The following is a 20,548-nucleotide window of genomic DNA, read 5'->3' as shown; positions in this document are numbered from 1 at the left end:
GAAAGGGTAATTGCCAAACCGCTGTGGTCAGCGATCAGGCCCTGGCAATCATCCGGTCGAAAACGGCGCGTTGTTCTTTCATGGACGCAACCTTGTCGGCGGGGTTAGTATGGCATTCGAGGAGTACCCAGCCGTTGTAGTTCATTTTGACCAGATTGTTCAGCAATTGCTGATACGGGTAGTCGGTGCGGTCCAGTTCGCGGACGTGGCAGGTAGCGCCAAAACGATCTTTGACCAGGTCGAAATTGTACTGGAATCCATTCCCGTTCAAATCCTGCGGGTTGCAGTTCCAGCATATTTTGGCGTTAGGGTGATTGGCTACATCCATAATCCGCTTTGTCATGGGTAACTCCTGCGTTTCTTCCCCGTGTACCTCCAGCCTGATCTGCTGCCCCAGCTCCGCACCATACCGGGCGAGTTCGTTGAGGGATTCCCCAATCTGAGCAATCGTTTTCTCAACGGGTACTTCTTTATGCAGGGCGTTGGGTTTCACTTTAACCCCCGACCCACCCACATCGGCACTCAGCCGGATAAACTCCTTAGCCTGTTCAATCGACGCCTTCAACTTGCCCTGGTCCACATAATCGAACTGCTGGTTCGTTCCCAGGCCAATGAGCTGCACCGGGCTGTCGGCAAACCGCTTCTTAACTTCCAGTCGCTGGGCTGCATTCAGGTTAGGCATCACGTTATGCGCGTGCTCCACCCGCAACTCTACCCCGTGAATATTGGTATCCGCACAGTTCTTAATGACGGTTGGCAAATCCCAGTCTTTGCCCCACAAATAGGTTACGAATCCAAGTTTAACCGCTGGTTTCATTTGTGTTATGTCGGCCGCAAAAGCGGGGCCTGCCAGCAGAGAAGCCCCCGCCAGCAGGGAAACGTCTTTCAGGAATGTTTTTCTATCGATAGTGGCCATAAAGGGTAGGGATTAGTAAGTAAAGTGTCTCGAAGTTAGTTCTTTGTCAGCCTATCCCCAAAGGGAAACCTGGTACGTTTGGCCACATCCCGCTACCCCTTACAAGAAGACTTAACGCATTTAATGAAAAGCGAGGAAAATACCGTTGGGCGTTGACGGGTAGTCTGGCAAAACCTGGCCGAATGATCAGCGTTGGGGTAAAATACGGAGGGCTGTAGGCTTCTCACGAAAATTCGCTCTCTTATCGCTGACTAGAAAAATCAACTCACCAAACAATTTAATTAGTTTGTGATTTGATATAGAAATTGTTTTTTTCTACTCTGAAGAGTAGATTTCTCTAACCTTTGTTTAATTTTGGCCGTTAATTAAATCATTATGTTGCTGTTTACTCCCCCCTGAAGACACCGTGCTAACCTTCTCCGGGTCAATTCATTGAACGGTTTCTTTTCGAGATCAGGGAGATTATTATACGCTTTTAGTTGCCCATAATGTCTACTTATAATCAGTAGCTTGATTTGTTTTATCCATCTCGAATAGTTCGGTATGGAATGTCTCTTCTTTTTACTTTCGTGAGTACTACGCTAAAAAAAAATGTGCAGGCGTTCAACCAGAACGTGCACGAGAATGGTGGATTTCTATATACCACCAATGCCCAATTTTCATCACACGTCGCTAATAAGCGCATTTCCGATGAAATCTTCAAGCTAATTAAGCCAACCTATAAAACACTGGTTGATATTGGCTGTGGAGACGGTCTTTACACGAACAACATCAAAGAAAACTTTCCTCAGCTAGAAGTACACGGATTCGATCCTGCCGAATCCGCGATTCGCATGGCTGAACGCAACTATCCTTCCGTTCAATTCAAAACCATCAATTTACTGGACGATGATTTACCCATTCCAGCCCAGAAATACGATGTGGCGGTGATCCGGGGGGTCCTTCACCATTTATCCGATCAGCAAAAAGCCATTACCAATGCGTTCAAGCTGTCGGATAATCTAATTATTATGGAGCCTAATGGCAACAACCCCATCCTGAAAGTCATCGAGCGAACGTCCGCTTACCATATCGAACACGAGGAACAATCCTTCTATCAGTGGGAGTTGAAACGGTGGATTCGCAATGCCGGGGGCGAAATTAGCTCCTGGGAATATGTGGGTTATGTGCCGTTTTTCTTTCCTACCGGACCAGCGAAGATAATTTATTCCCTGCAGCCATTTCTGGAAAAAATACCCCTGTTGAAACACGTTTTTTCCGCGCAGTTCATTATCGGCTGCTCTAAAAATAAGTAAGTTCGAGGGGAATCCATCGCCCCTTTCCATCATTCATTTATGAAATCAGTTAAGCCGGTAACCTGGGTCATGATGGCGATAGTAGTCTTCGCTTTCATCCTGCGGGTTTATCAATCGGGTGCCTATGGGATTTTTCTTGATGAAAAATACACCTTAGTCATCTCCCAGGGCGTAGCTATGGAGGGTTCCAATCAGCATGATGTGTTTTTTACACCGGGGAAAACCTATTTTACTCCCCGCGAATTCTGGAAGGAAAAATCAATCAACGATTTTATTATAGCTAATATTCAGGGCGACATTGGCAACAGTCCCAGCTATTACGCTGTCCTTTGGACCTGGACGAAAATTTTCGGCTTAAGTGATTTTTCGATTCGGTTTCCATCCGTACTATTCAGTACGCTGCTGGTTGTTCTGGTATTCCTGTTTGTGCGTCGTCACTTTGGGTCGGAACGGCTTGCTTTGCTAAGTGCTTTCCTGACGGCCATCGAGCCGTTTTTTATTGCCTACAGCCACATGGCCCGTAACTATTCGATGAGCTTTTTTCTCACCTTATTGGCTACGCATCTGTTTCTATTAATCCTGGATCGTAAACAGGAAGGCAGGCCCGGCGGGAAACTGTTACTGGCTTACGGACTGATCTTTGTATTGGCTTTGCTTTCGCATTATCTGACGGTTGTGGTTTTCTTATGCCACGGCCTCTACGCCCTGTTTTATGTCCGTCCGGTGCGTCGCTGGCTCCCCTTTCTGATTACGGGTCTGGTTGGTGTGGGCCTGGTATCGTTGTGGTTTATATTCGGGGGGGGCACCTACACGTTCAAAACGCTGGCCTATCAGGCGGATTTCTACCGCAACATTGCCCTTACCGATCCGTATAATAGTGGGTTTGGGACCGTCTTGCCGGCAACCTTGTTAAATGTTGCCAAGCGTTCCCTTCCAATCTGGGCCGATCTGTTTATTGTGTCGAACGGACTCGGGCAAATCGACGTACTGGGTATTCGAAATATTGCTATATCCCTGTTTTTGGGGTTAATCGCAGCCGGGCTTCTGTATCGTTACCATAGGACGACTCCGCTGCCGTTGTTGATAATTCTACTCTACCTGGCATTGTTAAGCGCCCCTTTGCTCCTGGTGACGGTTGTGAATTTTCAATTTGTGGTGGTTGCCGCACTTCCTTCACTTGCCTTTTTTCTCCTGCTGGCAATTCGCAGGCAGGCAGAGGCCGGAAAGTTACCTCTCCTGGTCTTTATGTTCATGCTGGCCCTTGTTCCTACCCTGTTTCTGATCGTTATGTCGTTTCGAAACGGGCACACCTATGGCATTACCCAACGCTATTCGGGCTTCTCATTTCCGTTTTCGGTTATTCTGGTCGCCATGCTGTTGCAACAGCTTGTACGTACAGCAACCGAATTTCGGGAAATCCTACTGGTGGTTTTGGTAATCCAAAGCTATTTTATCGCCCGGTTACTACACCACATTTATCAGGACAAAGCGCCTAAATACACCTATTTCGCCAGCACTCGTGAACCTAATCCCTACTACCGGGTCGCCCAGAAAATCAGGCAGGCATACGCGCCGGGTGACACGGTACTTTATCCGTCCATCCGACTCCACCCGCACGACGAGATTGAGAAGACATACTGGCCTTATTCGATCCAGGATGCCCAGTTGACCAACATGTATTTACCCAGAGATGCCGATTACGTGCAGCGGATGGATACCACCGAAGTAGACAAAATTATCTTGCTGAAACAATCCGGACAACGGACGGTGTTGTTCGATTTGAAAGGGCAGACTCATCGCTATTGAGCTGTGTAAAGGGAATAAATGAGCTACTTTTCACACAGGTAAATTAGTTCTTTCGAACCGTATCCTGGTTGCCACGATAGCCGGAAAGTTCGTGGCACCTCAAGACTCCCATTTCACGTATTTCTGCCAGTTATGCTGTTCGGTAAATCCCAGAACTTCCCGGATTTTACGGTTTGAAAATAAGGCCTCATACTCCCCCAGTTCGCGACTGATTGGCACACCAGGAAAGAATTTTTCAGCCAACTCCTGACTGGTGAGAACAGCCCCGTTGTGATCGTTACCCGCATTGAAAATCTGATAACCGAGGTTATCCTTCTGCAAACATAAATCCACAATCTGCCCCAGGTCACGCGCATCGATGTAACAGAAGGCATTTCTGCGTCGCACTTCAGGGTGCTTAAAATAATGGGGAAACAGTTCCGCGTATTCGTGCGGTTCAATCACATTACCAATACGAAGGGCATAAATATCGAAGCCTGAGCGTCGCTGGAAGCTGCGGGCCGTTTTTTCATTGACAACCTTCGACAATCCGTAGCTATCCATCGGATCAACGTCATAATCCTCTTCCAGCGGCAACTCGTGAGGGTCGGTTTTGCCATCCGAAAAACAGATGCCATAGGTGGTTTCGGAGGAAGCAATGATAATCTTTTTGATGCCTAGCTTAACAGCTGCTTCAATTACATTGTACGTACCCATGGTGTTGACCCGAAACGTTTCATTATCGGGTTTGAGCAAGATCCTGGGCACAGCCGCAAAATGGACTACCGCATCAAATTTTGGTACACCATTGCCGGGCTCCAGTTCATCCAGGCCGGCATAGGAAGTCATGGCATTGAAAATTTGCCCGGAATCCGTAATATCAGCGACCAGATTATCTACCCCCGGGTGATCCAAAGGCGTCAAGTCTACATTCATCACTTTGTAACCCTGGTTGAGCAGGTAGGGAATCACGTGTTTTCCCGCTTTTCCCGATCCCCCGGTAAAAAATATCCGCTTTTTAGTCATGTATTCTCCTGGTTAATACTGATTTTACCTGTTCCTGACCAATGCTGGCTGCGTTACATACACCTGGTCAATGTTGAAATTAGTCCTCTTTCTGGCACTGTTGCAGGCTGTAAAGATAGTTGAACGTCACCCAAAAGGGCAACGCCGATTGCTGCTATGTAGCCTGGGTTTGTCGCCGGGCATTGAAATACTAAACTACCTTAAACCGGTACGCTGGCCCGGCGCAGGCGGTCATTGATGGCTCCACCCAAGCCCCGGTTAGGTACCTGTTCGGCGTAGATGGTATCGATGGGTAAAGAATCCAGCACCCGCAGGTGGGCAAAGAGATTTTTGGCGGCCTCATTCAAATCGCCGGTAGGGGAGAGGACTCGTTGATGATCAGGTGCCAGTCCGCCGAACGGTTCGCGGAAGGCCAGCGCCCCGACGCGTTCGGCTGGTTTTGGACTCTCGCCCGGTGCCAGGAGTATCAGTGGTTTACGGGGAGCGTAATGGCTGCTGAGCATCCCCGGCGCGGCTGGGTTGGAGGTAGAGTGCGTCCGTACCGAAACGGGGCCAACCACCGCTTCAATCTTTTCCAGGCCCATACCGCCCAGGCGAAACACCGTAGGCTGGTCGTTTTCAAACCCCACAATAGTAGATTCGAGGCCAATGTCGGCCGAACCACCATCCAGAATATACGGTATCTGATTGCCTAACTGATCGGCTACGTGTTGGGCACTCGTGGGGCTGATATAGCCGAACGGGTTGGCACTTGGCGCGGCCAGTGGGAAATCGAGTGACCGCAGCAGGGCAAGCGTCAGCGGATGCCTTGGAATGCGAATCGCTACAGTTGGCAGGCCCGCCGTAACGAGGTCCGGGATCAGGTCGCGCCGTGGCAGGAGCAGTGTGAGGGGGCCGGGCCAGAACGTTTCGGCCAGCCGCCGGGCTGGTTCGGGAATGTGGGTAACTAAGCGGTCGAGTTTGCTGAGGGAGTCTGTGTGGACAATGAGTGGATCGAAGGAGGGGCGGTTCTTAACCCGGAAAATTGTCAGAACGGCATCCGGGTCAAGCGCGTTGCCCGCCAGGCCGTAAACGGTTTCGGTGGGAATACCCACCACGTTGCCTGCTTCCAGAAATGCTTTTGCCGCTGTTATATCCGTACCAATCTGTGCCATTCAGTTGTGGGTTTACGGTTTGTAGTTTACGGTCGGCTGACGCGAGAGTTGTTGATGCGTCAGTCCCGGCGGGGAACCGCAACTGTAAACTACAAACCGTAAATCATAAACCAGGTTAGTGGTCTCCGCCGTGTCCGTGAACGTGTCCGTGTGCCAGCTCATCTTCCGTAGCTTCCCGAACCTCCATAATTTCAACGTCGAAAAATAGGTTCTGGTCAGCCAGCGGATGGTTGGCGTCGACCGTTACGAAGTCAGGGTCCACTTTCGTGACGGTAATAACCTGCCCTTCGTTGGTTTCAAACTGCATGCCTACTTCAATTTCCTGTCCGCCAAACGCTTTGCGGGGGACTTCTTCCAGCAGAGCGGGATCGCTCACTCCGTAGCCTTTTTCGGGTGAAACGTCAATCTGGAAATGCTCACCTGTACAGTGTCCTTCCAGCCCTTCTTCCATGCCCGGAATCAGGTTGTTAGCACCATGCAGGTAGTAGAGCGGATCGCTACCCTCACTGGTGTCCAGCACATTGCCTTTGCTATCACGTAGCGTATAATGTATGCCCGCTACTTTGTCTTTTGCTATAATCATGGGATTTTCTGTTGCATTTTCTTTCTTATTACAACAACAGAACAGGCAAAGTTACTTTTGATCGGGGCATAATTTGTGAAAAATAGATTTATTCCGGCAATTATCCGGTCATCGACTGGTTGGCTGGTTTGTCGTCGAATTCGTCCGGTTCGTCGTCGAGCGTAGCGCGGACTTTTTCCAGAAACGACTTTATTTTTTGCAGCTTCCCGATGTAGCGGGCGTTCTCCCGTTTCCGTTCGTCGCGTTGTTTCAGGTATTCGCGGGCACCGGGGAGCGTGAATTTCTGCCGGTCAATCAGGTCCAGAATCTCCGTGAGGTGGTCGATATCGGCCTGCGCGTAAATACGGTCGCCGGAGCGATTTTTCTTTGGCTGGAGTGTTTTGAACTCCTTTTCGTAGTAACGAAGCTTGGAGGCATTGATGCCGAATCGCTCGGCTACTTCTGTGATGCTGTAATACAATTTGCCGCTGCCTTCCATCCTACAAACTTGCTGACCTTCGGGTAAACCTGCAAGTTTTTGGCGTAAATTTGTCGTTTGGTTGCACGTTATGAAGGGATAAATTCTGCCATTGTACGCATTCAGTGGCAAACACACCTCAAACGACTGCAACGTTAGCCCTACAGTTTTATGACTTCCCACGAAATACGTCGGCACTTTCTCGAGTTTTTCCAATCCAAACAACACCTGATTGTCGCTTCGGCCCCGCTGGTTGCCAAGAACGACCCTAGTCTGATGTTCAACAACTCAGGCATGGCGCAGTTCAAGGATTTTTTCCTCGGCAACGGCACCCCCCCATCCAAACGGGTGGCCGATACGCAAAAGTGCCTGCGCGTATCGGGAAAGCACAACGACCTGGAAGATGTAGGATTCGATACCTACCATCATACCATGTTCGAAATGCTCGGCAACTGGTCGTTTGGGGATTATTTCAAGAAAGAAGCCATCGAATGGGCGTGGGAACTGCTTACCGACGTATATGGCCTGCCCAAAGATCGGCTCTACGTGTCGGTATTCGAGGGTGATGAGAAAGACAATGTGCCCTTCGACCAGGAAGCGTTCGACCTCTGGAAACCCATCGTGGGCGAAGATCGGATCATTTACGGCAACAAGAAGGATAACTTCTGGGAGATGGGTGAAACCGGCCCCTGCGGTCCCTGCTCCGAAATTCACGTCGATTTGCGGACGCCGGAGGAAGTAGCCTCAACGCCGGGCAAAGAACTGGTTAACGCCGACCATCCGCAGGTGGTGGAGATCTGGAACCTGGTATTCATGCAGTTCAACCGCAAGGCCGATGGCTCATTGGACCCCTTGCCCGCCCGGCACGTGGATACGGGCATGGGTTTCGAACGGTTGTGCATGGCCATTCAGCAGAAACGGTCGAACTACGATACCGACGTATTTACCGGAACGATTCGCGTTATCGAAGAGGTTTCGGGCCTGACTTACGAAGCCGGAACCAGCAAGCAGGATGTCGCCATGCGCGTCATTGCCGACCATATCCGAGCGGTATCCTTCGCCATTGCCGATGGGCTGGTGCCGAGCAATGCCAAAGCGGGGTACGTGATCCGTCGAATTCTGCGCCGGGCCATCCGTTACGGCTACTCGTACCTCAACATGACCGAGCCATTCATGACCAAACTCGTGCCCACGCTGGCCCTGCAATTTGCCGACGTATTCCCCGAACTGAACGCTCAGCGCGATTTTGTGGCGACCGTTATTCGGGAAGAAGAGATTGCCTTTTTGCGGACGCTGGGTAGTGGACTGGGTCGCCTGGACCAGATCATTTCGGACCTGGCCGGTAAAAATGAGCATGAAATCCCCGGCGAAACGGTCTTTGAACTCAACGACACCTTCGGTTTCCCGGCTGACCTGACCGCACTCATTGCCCGCGAGAAGGGCCTGAGTATCGACGAAGCCGGATTCCAGAAAGCCTTGCAGGAGCAGAAAGCCCGGTCACGGAAAGATGCTACCTCGTCAGCGGGTGACTGGACTGAACTGGCCGAAACGGACAAAATCGAATTTGTTGGGTACGACCAGCCCGAAACGGAAGCCCACGTGGTGAAATACCGCAAAATTCAGAATAAACAGGGTGCACAAATACAGGTTGTGCTTGACAAAACACCGTTCTACGCCGAATCGGGTGGGCAAATTGGTGATACAGGTACCCTGCGCCTATTTGTGGGTTCAGACGAAATCGGCACACTCACGGTGTTGGATACGAAGAAAGAAAATGACCTGGTCATTCATATTGTGGAAGATGTACGCGGCATCGATGAGCTACTGACCGAAGCAGATTCCGTTTATGCCGCCGTCAACGCGTCGCGCCGTGGTCTTATTGCCAGCAACCACTCCGCCACGCACCTGTTGCATTCTGCCCTGCGCGAGGTGGTCGGTACGCACGTAGCTCAGAAGGGTTCGTACGTTGGCCCCGATGCGCTGCGGTTCGATTTCTCGCATTTCAGCAAGGTGACGGATGAGCAACTAACCGAAGTAGAGCGCATCGTGAATGAGAAAATCCGGGAGAATATCAAACTGGATGAAAAGCGGAACGTACCCATCGAACAGGCAAAAGCCTTGGGTGCTACGGCCCTGTTCGGGGAGAAATACGGCGATTTCGTCCGGGTCATCACCTTCGATCCCAGTTACTCGGTGGAGCTTTGCGGAGGAACGCACGTACCGGCCACGGGCCACATCGGACTATTCAAGTTCACCAGCGAAGGGTCCGTCTCGACGGGTGTTCGGCGGGTAGAGGCCAAAACCTCGGCCGGTGCCGAAGCCCTCATCAATGAGCAGATGGCGGTGGTGGCTGAATTGAAAGACCTCCTGAAAGCCCCCAAAGACATGGTGAAAGCAGTTCAGTCGCTGCTGGATGAGCGCACTGCGTTGCAGAAACAGGTCGAAGCCCTGCAAAACGAAAAGGTGCAGCAGTTGAAAAACCAGTTGCTGGAGAAAGTAGAAGCGGTTAATGGCCATTCCCGCTTAGTTGAGCGGGTGGATGTTCCCAACGCCGACGCGCTCAAACAACTGGCTTACGACCTGAAAGCCAAAGTGGATAACCTCGCCCTAGTATTGGGGGCCGACATCAACGGTAAGCCACAACTAGCCGTTATGCTTCCCGATTCACTAATTCAGGATAAGAAGATGAATGCGGGTCAGGTGGTAAAAGAACTAGCCAAAAATATCAAAGGGGGCGGGGGCGGTCAGCCATTTTTCGCGACGGCGGGCGGCACCGATTCGTCCGGTTTGGATGCCGCATTGGAGCAGGGACGGCAACTGCTGGGGTAATGAAGCATTGATGCTTTTTAACCCTATAAGATCTCAAAGACCTTATAGGGTTTTTTTATAAAACCATGACTAATCAACCCATTGGCGTGTTCGACTCTGGCTATGGCGGCCTGACGGTACTCCGGGAAATTGTCCGCCAGCTACCGCAGTACGACTACCTGTATCTCGGCGACAATGCCCGAACGCCCTACGGTACCCGTTCCTTCGATACCGTGTACCAGTACACGCTGGAATGCGTCCGGCACCTGTTCGACCGGGGGTGCCGGCTGGTGGTGCTGGCCTGCAATACGGCTTCGGCTAAAGCCCTGCGGAACATTCAGCAGTTAGATTTACCAACGCTGGCCCCGGACCGGCGGGTGCTGGGCGTGATTCGCCCCACGGCGGAAGTGATTGGCAGATACTCAAAAACGGGTAATGTAGGAATTCTGGCCACGCCGGGAACCGTAACCTCGGAATCGTACCGGGTGGAAATCGAGAAGTTTTTTCCGGACTTACAGGTGTCTCAGGAAGCCTGCCCGATGTGGGTACCGCTGGTCGAAAACGGCGAGTACGACAGCCCCGGTGCGGATTATTTCGTGCAGCAACACCTAAACCGACTGATGGAAAAAGCACCGGGTATCGATACCATCCTGTTAGCCTGTACCCACTACCCGCTGTTACTGGATAAAATTCGGCAGTACACGCCAGGTAATGCCACCATTTTAACGCAGGGCGGCATTGTAGCCGATAGCCTGGCCGACTACCTCACCCGCCACCCCGAACTGGAACGGCAAATCAGTCAGCACGGTAAACGAACATTCCTGACTACTGACTCAACCGACGATTTTGACCGGCAGGCCACCGTTTTCTACGGTGAGCCCGTTCGGTCAGGACAGGTGTAGCTCGCTCTTTCCGGACGTTCCCGTAAGGGGCATATGTTCCCGTACATTTCCGGACGTTTCCGTCAGCGGGGGAATTAATTCCCCCGCTGACGGAAACGTCCGGAAATTGATGATTTTCATCATCCCCGGATGAGTTCCCTGATTTTTACCCCAGTACTAGTCCGGCCTTGGCCAGTTTCTGCCGGGTCGATGCGTAATCGACGTGGTGAATGCACTGCATACCCAGCGTGCTGGCCACTTCCGTAAACATCATTCGGTCATCAATGTAAAGCACTTGTGCAGGAGCGAGTTGGGCGATGTCGAGGGCTAACTGGAAAATGTCGGTGTCGGGTTTGCGGAAGTGAGCGTAGCAGGAGGACACGAAGGCATCGATGAAGTTACCCAGCCCAAAGTGCCTGATCCGGTACTCATTAATTTCACGCCCTTCGTTGTTCACCGCCATTAGCTTCAGGCCATGCTGTGCTTTGAGCTGGCAAACCAGGTCAATCATATCGGTAAAAGGCTCCGACTGTTCCATAATAAATTGCGTGAACTCAGAGCGGGTGTAGGGGCGGGGCTGGTAAAAAACAATCCGGGTCAGGTACTCGTCCAGACTCAGCTTGCCCGATTCGTAGGTGTCAAAGGTCAGGTGGTGCCGTTCGTTTAGCTGGTCATAGTCCAGATCGAATTTCTGAGCGGCCCGTTGGCGGGCGTGGCGGTCCCAGCCATTGGTGAGCAACACGCCCCCGATGTCTAAAAAGAGGGCGCGGATGGGTTGTTGGGTTGTCATGCTGCAAGTAAACAGTTTCGGTTGAGACGGGCGTGTGAATTTTTTGTGCCATAATGAAAGTTGCCTATGCGTTGCAAATGGCGGCTTCCGGTCGTTAGTTTGCAGGCTAAACGTTTTTTTACAGCAGAGATAGGCATGAATCGTCGTCGTTTTGTTCAGCAGTCAGCCGGCTTAGGGGTAGGTGTATTCGTGGGTGGGTTAAGCCGGGCGCAGGTCGCCGAGCCTACGTTTCCGGTGGTTCGGGAGGTCCCCGCCAAACGCAACTTCACCAGTGAATCCGTAGAGCAGACCATCGGGCGGATGAAAAAAACGATTCGTGACCCCGAACTGGCCTGGTTATTTGAGAACTGTTTCCCAAACACCATCGATACCACCGTCAGGTATTCAGTCATCGACGGGAAATCCGATTCGTTCGTCATTACGGGCGACATCGACGCTATGTGGCTCCGCGACAGCACGGCGCAGGTGTGGCCTTATTTATCGCTTATCAAAACCGATGAACCCCTGCAAAAACTGGTAGCCGGGCTCATTCGTCGGCAGACGCAGTGTATCCAGCGCGACCCCTACGCTAACGCCTTTTACGCCGATCCGAAGCAGGAGGGCGAGTGGAAAAAAGACCGTACCGATATGAAACCGGGTCTGCACGAGCGCAAGTGGGAACTCGATTCATTGTGCTACCCCATCCGGCTGGCGTATGGTTACTGGAAACGCACCGGCGATACAGATCCGTTCGACGAGACCTGGGCAAAAACTATGCAGCTGGCGGTGCAGACTATGCGGGTACAGCAGCGCAAAACTAACGGTGGCCCCTATAAATTTGGTCGCGATACGTTCTGGTCGACGGACACCGTGCCCGGTGATGGTTATGGCAACCTGACGCGGCCGGTGGGGATGATTCACAGCATTTTCCGCCCGTCAGACGATGCTACAATTTTTCCCTTCTACGTACCATCCAACTGGTTTGCGGTGGTATCGCTGCGGCAACTGGCTGAAATGACCGACGCCATTCGTCCTGATGCCGCGTTCAGTAAGGAGTGCCGGGCACTGGCCGACGAAGTAGAGACAGCCTTGAAGAAATACGCCGTATACGACCACCCTAAATACGGTAAAATCTATGCCCTGGAGGTGGATGGATACGGTAACCGTCTGTTGCAGGATGATGCCAATGTGCCCAATCTGCTCTCGCTGCCATACCTGGGGGCTGTTTCGACCGCCGACCCGATTTATAAAAATACCCGCCGGTTCGTGCTGAGCGAAGACAACCCGTATTTTTTCCGGGGTAAGGCGGGGGAAGGTATCGGTAGTCCGCACACGCTGATTAACAACATCTGGCCCATTGGCGTAACGATGCGGGCCCTTACTTCCACTGACCCCGCCGAAATAAAACAACAATTACAGATGCTAAAGCAGACCCACGCGGGTACCGGCTTCATGCACGAATCGTTCGACAAAGACGATCCGACAAAGTTTACCCGAAAATGGTTTGCCTGGGCTAACACGCTATTCGGAGAGATGATACTGAAAGTAGCTGCCGAACACCCCGATATAGTAAAACAGAGGCTGTAACCAACCAAATTGCCCCGGCTAACGCGTTAGCCGGGGCAATTTGGTTGGTCATTATATTAGCCTGTATCTGATCCGTGTACTCAATCAGGGTTTGCTGGCTGTGCTGTCTGGTAGTTGCTGCTGCACTGCTTTCAGGCTATCGGCTCTTGCTTTCTCTTCCGCTTTTGCCTTCTTCTTGAAGAATCCCCGCAGCAGGAAGTTATTCTGAGCCGCTTTTAAATCTTCGTTCAGTAATTCTGTTCCCGTACTCAAATTATTGATCGTTGTACGGAGTTTGTTCGCTGTTTCCCCATCGGTGAGTAGCACACCCAGTGGACTGTTCGTGTTGTTCAGTTTTTCGGATGCCTTGTTCACGTTTTCGGCTGTTCGGCTCAGCGTGTTGATACTTTGGTCGGCCGAAGTCATAGCGGATTCAAACCGGGTGGCCGACCGTTTCAGGCTCCGAAACACGGTTGTGTCGGTTACAAGCTGGTTTGCCAGACTACCGGGCGTGTTCAGTCGTGACGCAAATTTTGATACTGAACCCGTCAGGTTAACGGTATTGTCGGACGCTCTTTCCAAGTTTCGCATGGCCCGTTTGAAGTTATCGGCTACGATGGAATCGGTCAATACGGCCCCCACAGTGCCCTTACCTTTGCGCAGGTTACCCACCAGTTCTTTAAAATCCTTGGTGACCCGCAGCAGATTATTGTTGTTTTCCTGGAGGGTTTCCAGAATCTGGTCCGAACTAAGGGCCGCTACCGTTTTCAGCCGGTCGCCATCTTCCACTTCGGGATGGCTGGTTGTTCCGCCCGTAATTACCACGATCTTGTTGCCAATCAATCCATCACTACTGATGGTGGCATTGGCATCTTTGCGGATAAACTGTTGCGAACTCTCTTCAATGTTCATGTCAACCTCCACCTGCGCGGTGCCATAAAAGCTAATACGTTTGACGGTGCCGATTTTGACCCCCGAAAACCAAACGTTGTTTCCAGCCTTAAGGCCGCCTACATCGTTGAAAACCGCTATTATCTTGATGCTCTTGGTAAAGCGTTTCTGCTGCCCCCCCAGCACAAATATGCCGGCAATGAAGATGATAATCCCCAGTAGCACGAAAACACCGACCGTAATATTGCGCTTAGTTGAATCTGTACTCATGTAGTAGTTTGTGGTTTAAGGTTTACGGTTTACGGTTTACGGTTGCCCCGCTTCGGCGTACCGACTGAGTCTGACGTATAAGTGGCTGACGAGTCAGCTGACTATAAACGTTAAACCGAAAACCATAAACTACCTATTCAGTTCACAAAATTGTAATTATAAAACTGCTTCACCCGCTCATCGGGGTCGGCGAATACGTCGTCAAAGGTGCCCACGCGTTCAAACTTCCCGTCCAGCAGCATCGCTACCCGGTCGCTGGTGGTTTTGGCACAGGTCAGGTCGTGGGTAATGATAATGGAGGTGGCGTTGATACGCTCCCGTACTTCGTTAATCAGGTTGTTAATTTCAATGCTCGTAATGGGGTCCAGACCAGAGGTTGGCTCATCGTACAGCATAATTTCGGGATTTAGAATCAGGGTGCGGGCAATGCCTATCCGTTTGCGCTGCCCACCGGATAGTTCCGACGGCATCTGGTTGATGGTTTGCGACAGACCTACATCGTCCAGCGCTTTTTCAACCGCTTTATCCACGTCAGCTCGGCTCAGGTTCCGGACGTTTCGTACTAATGGGAACTCCAGATTTTCCCGAATGCTCATGCTGTCGTACAGCGCACTGCTTTGAAACGAGAAGCCTACCTTCTGCCGGAAGGTATCCATTTCCTTGGCACTGAGTTGCTCCACATCCTGCCCCAGCACAACAACGCTACCCGAATCGGGTTTGAGCAGGCCGACGATGATTTTTATTAAAACCGATTTTCCCGTCCCCGAACGACCCAGCACGGCTATGTTTTCACCCTGCTTAACGTCCAGGTCGATACCCTGAAGTACGTGCAAATCACCAAACGATTTACGTAGGTTACGGATGGAGATAACAGAATTTTCGTCGGTTTTACCAGGTTTGTTCATAGCTGAATTCATTCTGCTCACCGGAAGGATGATACAATCTGTAGTGACAGCAACTCTTCAATAAATACTAAAAACATGGATGTCACCACAGCCGCGTTGGCCGCTTTTCCAACCCCTTCCGTTCCCTTCGATGAGTTATAGCCTTTATAACAGCCAACCATGCCAATGGTAAAACCAAACACGATTGATTTGAGCGATGACGCAAAAATATCGACGTACGAAATTGCACCGAATACTTCCTGTATATAGGAGGTAAAGCTGGTTTGCTCGGTCATATTCACATTCAGAAACCCACCAATCAGGGCGACAAAAATGGTGTACATCGTCAGAATCGGGATCGTAATGGACGTGGCCAGTACCCGGCTGACGACTAGAAATTTGAACGGGTTAGTGCCCGACACTTCCATGGCGTCGATTTGCTCGGTTACGTTCATGGACCCTATTTCGGCCCCGATGCTCGACCCCACCTTCCCCGCAGCAATCAGGGCAGTTACCAGTGGCCCCAGTGCCCGCACAATGGCAATGGCAATCAGCGACGGGAGCCAGGAAGTCGCTCCAAACTCGGCTAAAGAGGGTCTCGACTGGTTGGTGAACACCATACCTGTAATAAAGCCCGTCGTAGAAATCAGTAGCAGCGACCGGAATCCCACTTCGTAGCACTGCCGGATAATTTCCTTGAATTCGTAGGGGGGAAGAAAAAGCTCCCGAAAGAAACGACTGATAAAAGCGAATACGTCGGCCAGTGCCAGAAACATTCGCTCGAACCGACCAGGCGCGGCCCTGCCCGATGTGGAAGAAGTAGATTTAGTCGTGTCTGAGGGCATTTAAAGACTAAAAAAAGGCGAACCGTCGGACAGGCCCGGCGGCTTTGGATTAATAACCAGATTAACGGGTTAGGGTTTATTTTACCGGCAAGTTACTAAACAGTACCGGTCAATGCATTGATGAACCGACCAGAACCCGAGAAATAGTTGACCCGGGCTGCAAACCAGTACACTGCCAGTCGAATAACGGACGGGAAGCGTTACATCAACATAAAAAAACGACCTTTGTTCGATAAAGAGCCAGTAAGCCCTTACTTATGATTGACATTGGACGAATAAACACCTTGACGGCCCTGCGCCAAACCAGCGTCGGCTTTTTCCTCGGCGACTTGTCGGACCGAAAAAGCCAGGACTTTAGCAACGATATCCTGCTGCCCAACAAGTACGTTCCCGACACGCTTTCCGTTGATGACGACATCGACGTATTTGTGTATACTGATTCTGAAGACCGGCCCATCGCCACTACGCTCACCCCGGCTATTCACCGCAACGAGTTCGCGGCCCTGCAGGTGGTTGCGGTCAGCAGTGCCGGGGCTTTTCTGGACTGGGGGCTGGAGAAAGATTTGCTGGTGCCTCACCGCGAACAGGCCCGGCCCATGGAAACCGGCCAGTGGTACGTGGTGTTTATGTACCTCGATACGGCCACAAACCGGCTGGTGGCATCGAGTAAGCTAAGCCGCTTTCTGGACCCCGACGTTAGTTACCTCCAGGCGGGGGAAGAAGTGCAGCTGCTGGCCTACGAAATGACCGATTTGGGGGTGAACGTTATCATCAACAATCGGCACAAAGGGCTGGTGTACGGCAACGAAATTTTTCGCACCGTTCGACCCGGCGACCCGCTCATTGGTTACGTCAAGCAAGTCCGGGATGATAATCTGGTGGACGTGAGCCTGCAAAAAGTCGGTTTTGATAATGTGGAACCGAACGCCCAGCGCATTCTGGCTACGCTCAAAGCCGAAAACGGTTTCCTGCCCCTGAATGACAACAGCCCGCCCGAAGCCATTTATGCCTCGCTCGAAATGAGTAAGAAGACGTTCAAAAAAGCCATCGGCACCCTCTACCGGGAGCGAAAGATTGTGCTGGAGGAAGGGGGGATTCGGCTGGTGTGAGGGAGTAATATTCCTTTTTTGTCATTCCGAACTGAGTGGAACCTGTACTACTCTGACGCTTGAGATTCCGCGCTCAGCACCGGCCGCCCAGCGCGGAATCTCAAAAAAGGACAAACAATGAATAGCAAAATTAACTAAACTGCCCCAACCCCCTACCCGGCAGGTGAACGTACGCCGTTTTTAAGCCGGAATCCGGCCACAGAAACGACGAATAATCGTCCTGACGCGACATCACTTCTTTGTATACCAGTACCCGAAACAGGTAATAACGCGTTTCGCGGGGGAGTGTCATGCTGTAGTAATCGCTGTCTTTCCGGTGCCGAAGCTGGTTTCTTACGTAACCCGAACCGGCGTTATAAGCTGCTGCTACCAACGACCAGGACCCGAATTGTTTGTATAAATCACGCAGGTGTTTACAGGCGGCTTCGGTGGATTTTTTGGCGTCGAAGCGTTCATCATTCCGCCCACCTACCTTCAGGCCCAGCCCGCGGGCGGTTCCCGGCATCAACTGCCAGTACCCGGCGGCCCCCGCTCTGGATACGGCCCGGGGGCGCAGGTCACTCTCGGCCATCGGGATATAGCGGAAATCGTCGGGAATATCATACTTCTCCATAATCGGCTCAATGATGGGGAAGAATTTGTCAGCCCGCTCCCGGAGTTTTCTCAGGTCACTGGTACTACTCCGGAAAAGGGTAAAGACGTGTTTCCAGCGGCTAACAACATCGGTTTGCCCGAAGGGCAGACCCTCACCACAGAAATTGACATCCAGCAGGGGCAATTCGGGCGAACCGGCGACTACAGGTTTGAGGATGCCCCGGTCGTTGACTAGGGCGGTCGCATCGGACCGGGTTACGGCATGAACGTTGGAAAATGAAGACTGGGGAATCGCGGATGACCCCACTGCAGGAGCAATTAGCTTGGCTGCAACCGTGACCGCCGGACGAACGATGGCCATCAGTAAGGGGAATTGAACTCGATTGAACAAATCTAATTTCAGGATGGTAATGTAGGTTAACGCACAACGCCATCAGAATAGTTTGCTGATACTTAAATGATTATCCTATTTTAACCGCAAGTTGGACAATGTGCCGATTGAATTGTACGACCGGAAGAGTGTGTCAATGAAGTAGGGGATGACAGATATGTCGTTCACGAAATCCAGTGTAAGGCGTGAACGGGAAACCCCACACTCTTCAGGGAGTGTGGGGTTTCAGACCAGGGAAACAGGCTATTGTTTCCCGATAAACAAGCAAGTTCCTTACGCAACCTGAACGGCTACCTCGTAATAATCAATCGTTGGCGGACCGGCGAAAAACTTTTTCATGCTTGTCATAACTCCCTGAAGGAAACCATTTGTTTCGGATGCCGTACGCGCTTCGGCAGTTTCCCAGAGCGTGACCAGCAGGCACTTGTTAGTCTCATCATTGAAAAGGGCGCGGCTGTTGGAAAAGCCGACCTGCTGCTTGAGTGCGGGTCCGACCGAATCGCGGAAGTACTCGGTAGCCCCGGTAATTGAACCCGGAAGAAGTTGAACCTGAATAATACGTGCGTACATACTGATACGTGTTAGAGTGGAACGAATACGTCTTATAAAGGCTGAATAGCAGCGTGTTATACTCGTGCATGGCACTGTGTAACATCGGTAGTTCAGCCTTTTCAGCTTTGTCCCGGCTTTTTCCTTTACGAAACACTCGTTGGATGAATGGCAGGTCTGTTGGTGAGCGCGGTGGGCGGAGTGCCAATGTTTTGAATGGAGGGGCAATTTTGTTGGTGCAGGGCTGCGTATGCAAAAAGCCGGGCCCTCGTCGAAAGAGCCCGGCTTTTCAAAATTGTATCCTGCGTGGACTACGGCTGAACCGATGCTTCGCCCTGCCAGTTAGCATGGAAGACGCCTTCCTGCCCAACCCGTTCGAAAGTGTGGGCACCGAAGTAATCCCGTTGCGCCTGAATCAAGTTCGAGGGCATGTTGGCACTCCGGAACGCATCGAAATAACTCAGGCAGGTAGCGTAAGTCGGTACGGCAATGCCAGCCGCTATAGCCGTAGTTACCACCGCCCGAACACCGGGCTGGGTTTTCCTAATGGTTTCCTGTACAGCCGGAGCGAGCAGCAGGTGCTTTAGTTTGGGGTTTTCCACGTAAGCACTGAGCATCGTTTCCAGGAAGGCCGACCGGATAATACAGCCTCCACGCCAGATGCGGGAAATGTCGGCCAAATTCAGGTTATACCCAAACTGCGTCGATGCCGATGCCAGCAGGTGCATGCCCTGCGCATACGTCGTAATCATGGAAAAGAAAAAGGCCTGTTCCAGCTGCGCCAGAAAAGCGGCCTTGTCGACCGACAGATCCGCCTGTTCATCACCGTACAGCGAAGCGGCTTCAACGCGCATGGCCTTATACTTGGACAAGTCGCGCATGGAAACGGCACTATCGATGGCCGGGATGGGCGTAACCAGATCCATGGCCACCTGCGACGTCCATTTGCCGGTACCTTTGGATTTGGCTTCGTCTTTGATACCGTCCAGCAAGAGGGTTTTTGATCCCGGCTCTTTGTAGGCAAAAATATCGGCGGTCACCTCCAGCAGAAACGACTGTAAGCGCCCTTCATTCCAGCTTTTGAAAACGGCATGCATCGCTTCGTAATCCATCTTCAGTCCCTTCCGCATAATCTCGTAGGTCTCGGCGAGTAGCTGCATGATGGCGTATTCTATTCCGTTATGCACCATCTTCACAAAGTGCCCGGCGGCACCCGGTCCAATGTACGTTACGCAGGGGTCGCCATTTACGTGGGCGGCTACGGCGGTTAAAATCGGCTCAACAAACTGGTAGGCATCCACATCACCACCGGGCATCATGCTGGGGCCTCTCCGCGCCCCTTCTTCGCCCCCCGAAATACCCATACCGAAAAAGTGAAACCCTTTGGCGGCCATTTCTATATCGCGCCGGGTTGTATCGGTGAAGTGCGAGTTGCCCCCATCAATAACAATGTCCCCTTTGTCGAGCAGAGGGGTCAACTCCGCAATAACGCTGTCGACGATGGGACCGGCGGGTACCAGCATCATAATAGAACGGGGGTGTTGCAGGCTATTGACAAAGGATTTTATATCCGTGAAGCCTTTCACTACATTATCGGCTCCTTCTTTTTCCAGCAGGACCGATTTTTCGGGGTCTTTATCGTAACCAGCCACGGCAAACCCGTGGTCGGCCATGTTGAGCAGTAGATTGCGGCCCATCGTGCCCAGGCCAATCATGCCGAAGGTAAACTGGTTGGCGGATGAGTTGGTATTCATCATAGGATAAGAGTGAGTTAA

General features: G+C 51.6%; 18 protein-coding genes. 6 read left to right on the top strand and 12 right to left on the bottom strand.

The window, feature by feature from the left end; genetic code table 11:
* Window positions 1-34: 34 nt before the first annotated feature.
* Window positions 35-916, bottom strand: coding sequence for a sugar phosphate isomerase/epimerase family protein (locus tag B156_RS0114850; protein ID WP_018620534.1), 882 nt, complete (start codon window positions 914-916; stop codon window positions 35-37).
* 569 nt (window positions 917-1,485) lie between these two features.
* On the opposite strand from B156_RS0114850, the gene B156_RS0114845 reads away from it, so the two are divergent.
* Complete coding sequence (locus B156_RS0114845) at window positions 1,486-2,211, top strand: class I SAM-dependent methyltransferase (protein ID WP_157627050.1); 726 nt, start codon at window positions 1,486-1,488, stop codon at window positions 2,209-2,211.
* A 39-nt stretch (window positions 2,212-2,250) separates the two neighbouring features.
* Window positions 2,251-4,017 carry a glycosyltransferase family 39 protein gene (locus tag B156_RS0114840; RefSeq protein ID WP_018620532.1) on the top strand — a complete coding sequence of 589 codons (1,767 nt, stop codon included), beginning with the start codon at window positions 2,251-2,253 and terminating at the stop codon, window positions 4,015-4,017.
* A 99-nt stretch (window positions 4,018-4,116) separates the two neighbouring features.
* On the opposite strand, the gene B156_RS0114835 is transcribed toward B156_RS0114840, so the two are convergent.
* The 4 genes from B156_RS0114835 to B156_RS0114820 form a co-directional block, all read right to left on the bottom strand.
* Window positions 4,117-5,022, bottom strand: a complete 906-nt coding sequence (locus tag B156_RS0114835; RefSeq protein ID WP_018620531.1) for an NAD-dependent epimerase/dehydratase family protein — start codon at window positions 5,020-5,022, stop codon at window positions 4,117-4,119.
* A gap of 200 nt (window positions 5,023-5,222) precedes the next feature.
* Complete coding sequence (locus tag B156_RS0114830) at window positions 5,223-6,176, bottom strand: L-threonylcarbamoyladenylate synthase (RefSeq protein ID WP_018620530.1); 954 nt, start codon at window positions 6,174-6,176, stop codon at window positions 5,223-5,225.
* Between the two features lie 115 nt (window positions 6,177-6,291).
* Window positions 6,292-6,759 carry an FKBP-type peptidyl-prolyl cis-trans isomerase gene (locus B156_RS0114825; protein ID WP_018620529.1) on the bottom strand — a complete coding sequence of 156 codons (468 nt, stop codon included), beginning with the start codon at window positions 6,757-6,759 and terminating at the stop codon, window positions 6,292-6,294.
* A gap of 100 nt (window positions 6,760-6,859) precedes the next feature.
* Complete coding sequence (locus tag B156_RS0114820; RefSeq protein WP_018620528.1) at window positions 6,860-7,237, bottom strand: MerR family transcriptional regulator; 378 nt, start codon at window positions 7,235-7,237, stop codon at window positions 6,860-6,862.
* 150 nt (window positions 7,238-7,387) lie between these two features.
* Between B156_RS0114820 and alaS the strand changes: the two genes are divergently transcribed.
* Window positions 7,388-10,045, top strand: coding sequence for an alanine--tRNA ligase (gene alaS, locus B156_RS0114815; RefSeq protein ID WP_018620527.1), 2,658 nt, complete (start codon window positions 7,388-7,390; stop codon window positions 10,043-10,045).
* A 65-nt stretch (window positions 10,046-10,110) separates the two neighbouring features.
* Entirely contained in the window at window positions 10,111-10,926 is an 816-nt protein-coding gene (gene murI / locus B156_RS0114810) for a glutamate racemase (protein ID WP_018620526.1), read from the top strand.
* A 145-nt stretch (window positions 10,927-11,071) separates the two neighbouring features.
* Here murI and B156_RS0114800 read toward each other — a convergent pair whose 3' ends face one another.
* Complete coding sequence (locus tag B156_RS0114800) at window positions 11,072-11,695, bottom strand: HAD family hydrolase (protein ID WP_018620524.1); 624 nt, start codon at window positions 11,693-11,695, stop codon at window positions 11,072-11,074.
* A gap of 135 nt (window positions 11,696-11,830) precedes the next feature.
* Between B156_RS0114800 and B156_RS0114795 the strand changes: the two genes are divergently transcribed.
* Window positions 11,831-13,261: a glycoside hydrolase family 125 protein gene (locus tag B156_RS0114795; protein ID WP_018620523.1), complete on the top strand. Its 1,431-nt coding sequence runs from the start codon at window positions 11,831-11,833 to the stop codon at window positions 13,259-13,261.
* Window positions 13,262-13,345: 84 nt separating this feature from the next.
* Here the strand turns inward: B156_RS0114795 and B156_RS0114790 are convergent, their stop codons facing one another.
* The 3 genes from B156_RS0114790 to B156_RS0114780 form a co-directional block, all read right to left on the bottom strand.
* On the bottom strand, window positions 13,346-14,401 hold the full coding sequence (locus tag B156_RS0114790) for an MlaD family protein (protein ID WP_018620522.1): 1,056 nt from the start codon (window positions 14,399-14,401) through the stop codon (window positions 13,346-13,348).
* Window positions 14,402-14,538: 137 nt separating this feature from the next.
* Window positions 14,539-15,306: an ABC transporter ATP-binding protein gene (locus B156_RS0114785; RefSeq protein WP_018620521.1), complete on the bottom strand. Its 768-nt coding sequence runs from the start codon at window positions 15,304-15,306 to the stop codon at window positions 14,539-14,541.
* Window positions 15,307-15,323: 17 nt separating this feature from the next.
* A complete protein-coding gene (locus B156_RS0114780; protein WP_018620520.1) occupies window positions 15,324-16,061 on the bottom strand; it encodes an MlaE family ABC transporter permease in 738 nt (245 codons plus the stop codon).
* Between the two features lie 326 nt (window positions 16,062-16,387).
* On the opposite strand from B156_RS0114780, the gene B156_RS0114775 reads away from it, so the two are divergent.
* Entirely contained in the window at window positions 16,388-17,239 is an 852-nt protein-coding gene (locus B156_RS0114775; RefSeq protein ID WP_018620519.1) for a CvfB family protein, read from the top strand.
* Between the two features lie 130 nt (window positions 17,240-17,369).
* Here B156_RS0114775 and B156_RS0114770 read toward each other — a convergent pair whose 3' ends face one another.
* The 3 genes from B156_RS0114770 to gndA all read right to left on the bottom strand — a co-directional run bounded on the left by B156_RS0114770 (window position 17,370) and on the right by gndA (window position 20,530).
* Window positions 17,370-18,194: a lytic transglycosylase domain-containing protein gene (locus B156_RS0114770; protein ID WP_018620518.1), complete on the bottom strand. Its 825-nt coding sequence runs from the start codon at window positions 18,192-18,194 to the stop codon at window positions 17,370-17,372.
* A gap of 303 nt (window positions 18,195-18,497) precedes the next feature.
* A complete protein-coding gene (locus tag B156_RS0114765; RefSeq protein WP_018620517.1) occupies window positions 18,498-18,794 on the bottom strand; it encodes an antibiotic biosynthesis monooxygenase family protein in 297 nt (98 codons plus the stop codon).
* Window positions 18,795-19,084: 290 nt separating this feature from the next.
* Window positions 19,085-20,530, bottom strand: coding sequence for an NADP-dependent phosphogluconate dehydrogenase (gndA, locus tag B156_RS0114760; protein ID WP_018620516.1), 1,446 nt, complete (start codon window positions 20,528-20,530; stop codon window positions 19,085-19,087).
* Window positions 20,531-20,548 lie beyond the last annotated feature (18 nt).

Origin of the sequence: Spirosoma luteum DSM 19990, assembly GCF_000374065.1 — a bacterium.
Taxonomy (GTDB): Bacteria; Bacteroidota; Bacteroidia; order Cytophagales; family Spirosomataceae; genus Spirosoma; species Spirosoma luteum.
This window is presented reverse-complemented; position numbering and strand designations above follow the sequence as displayed.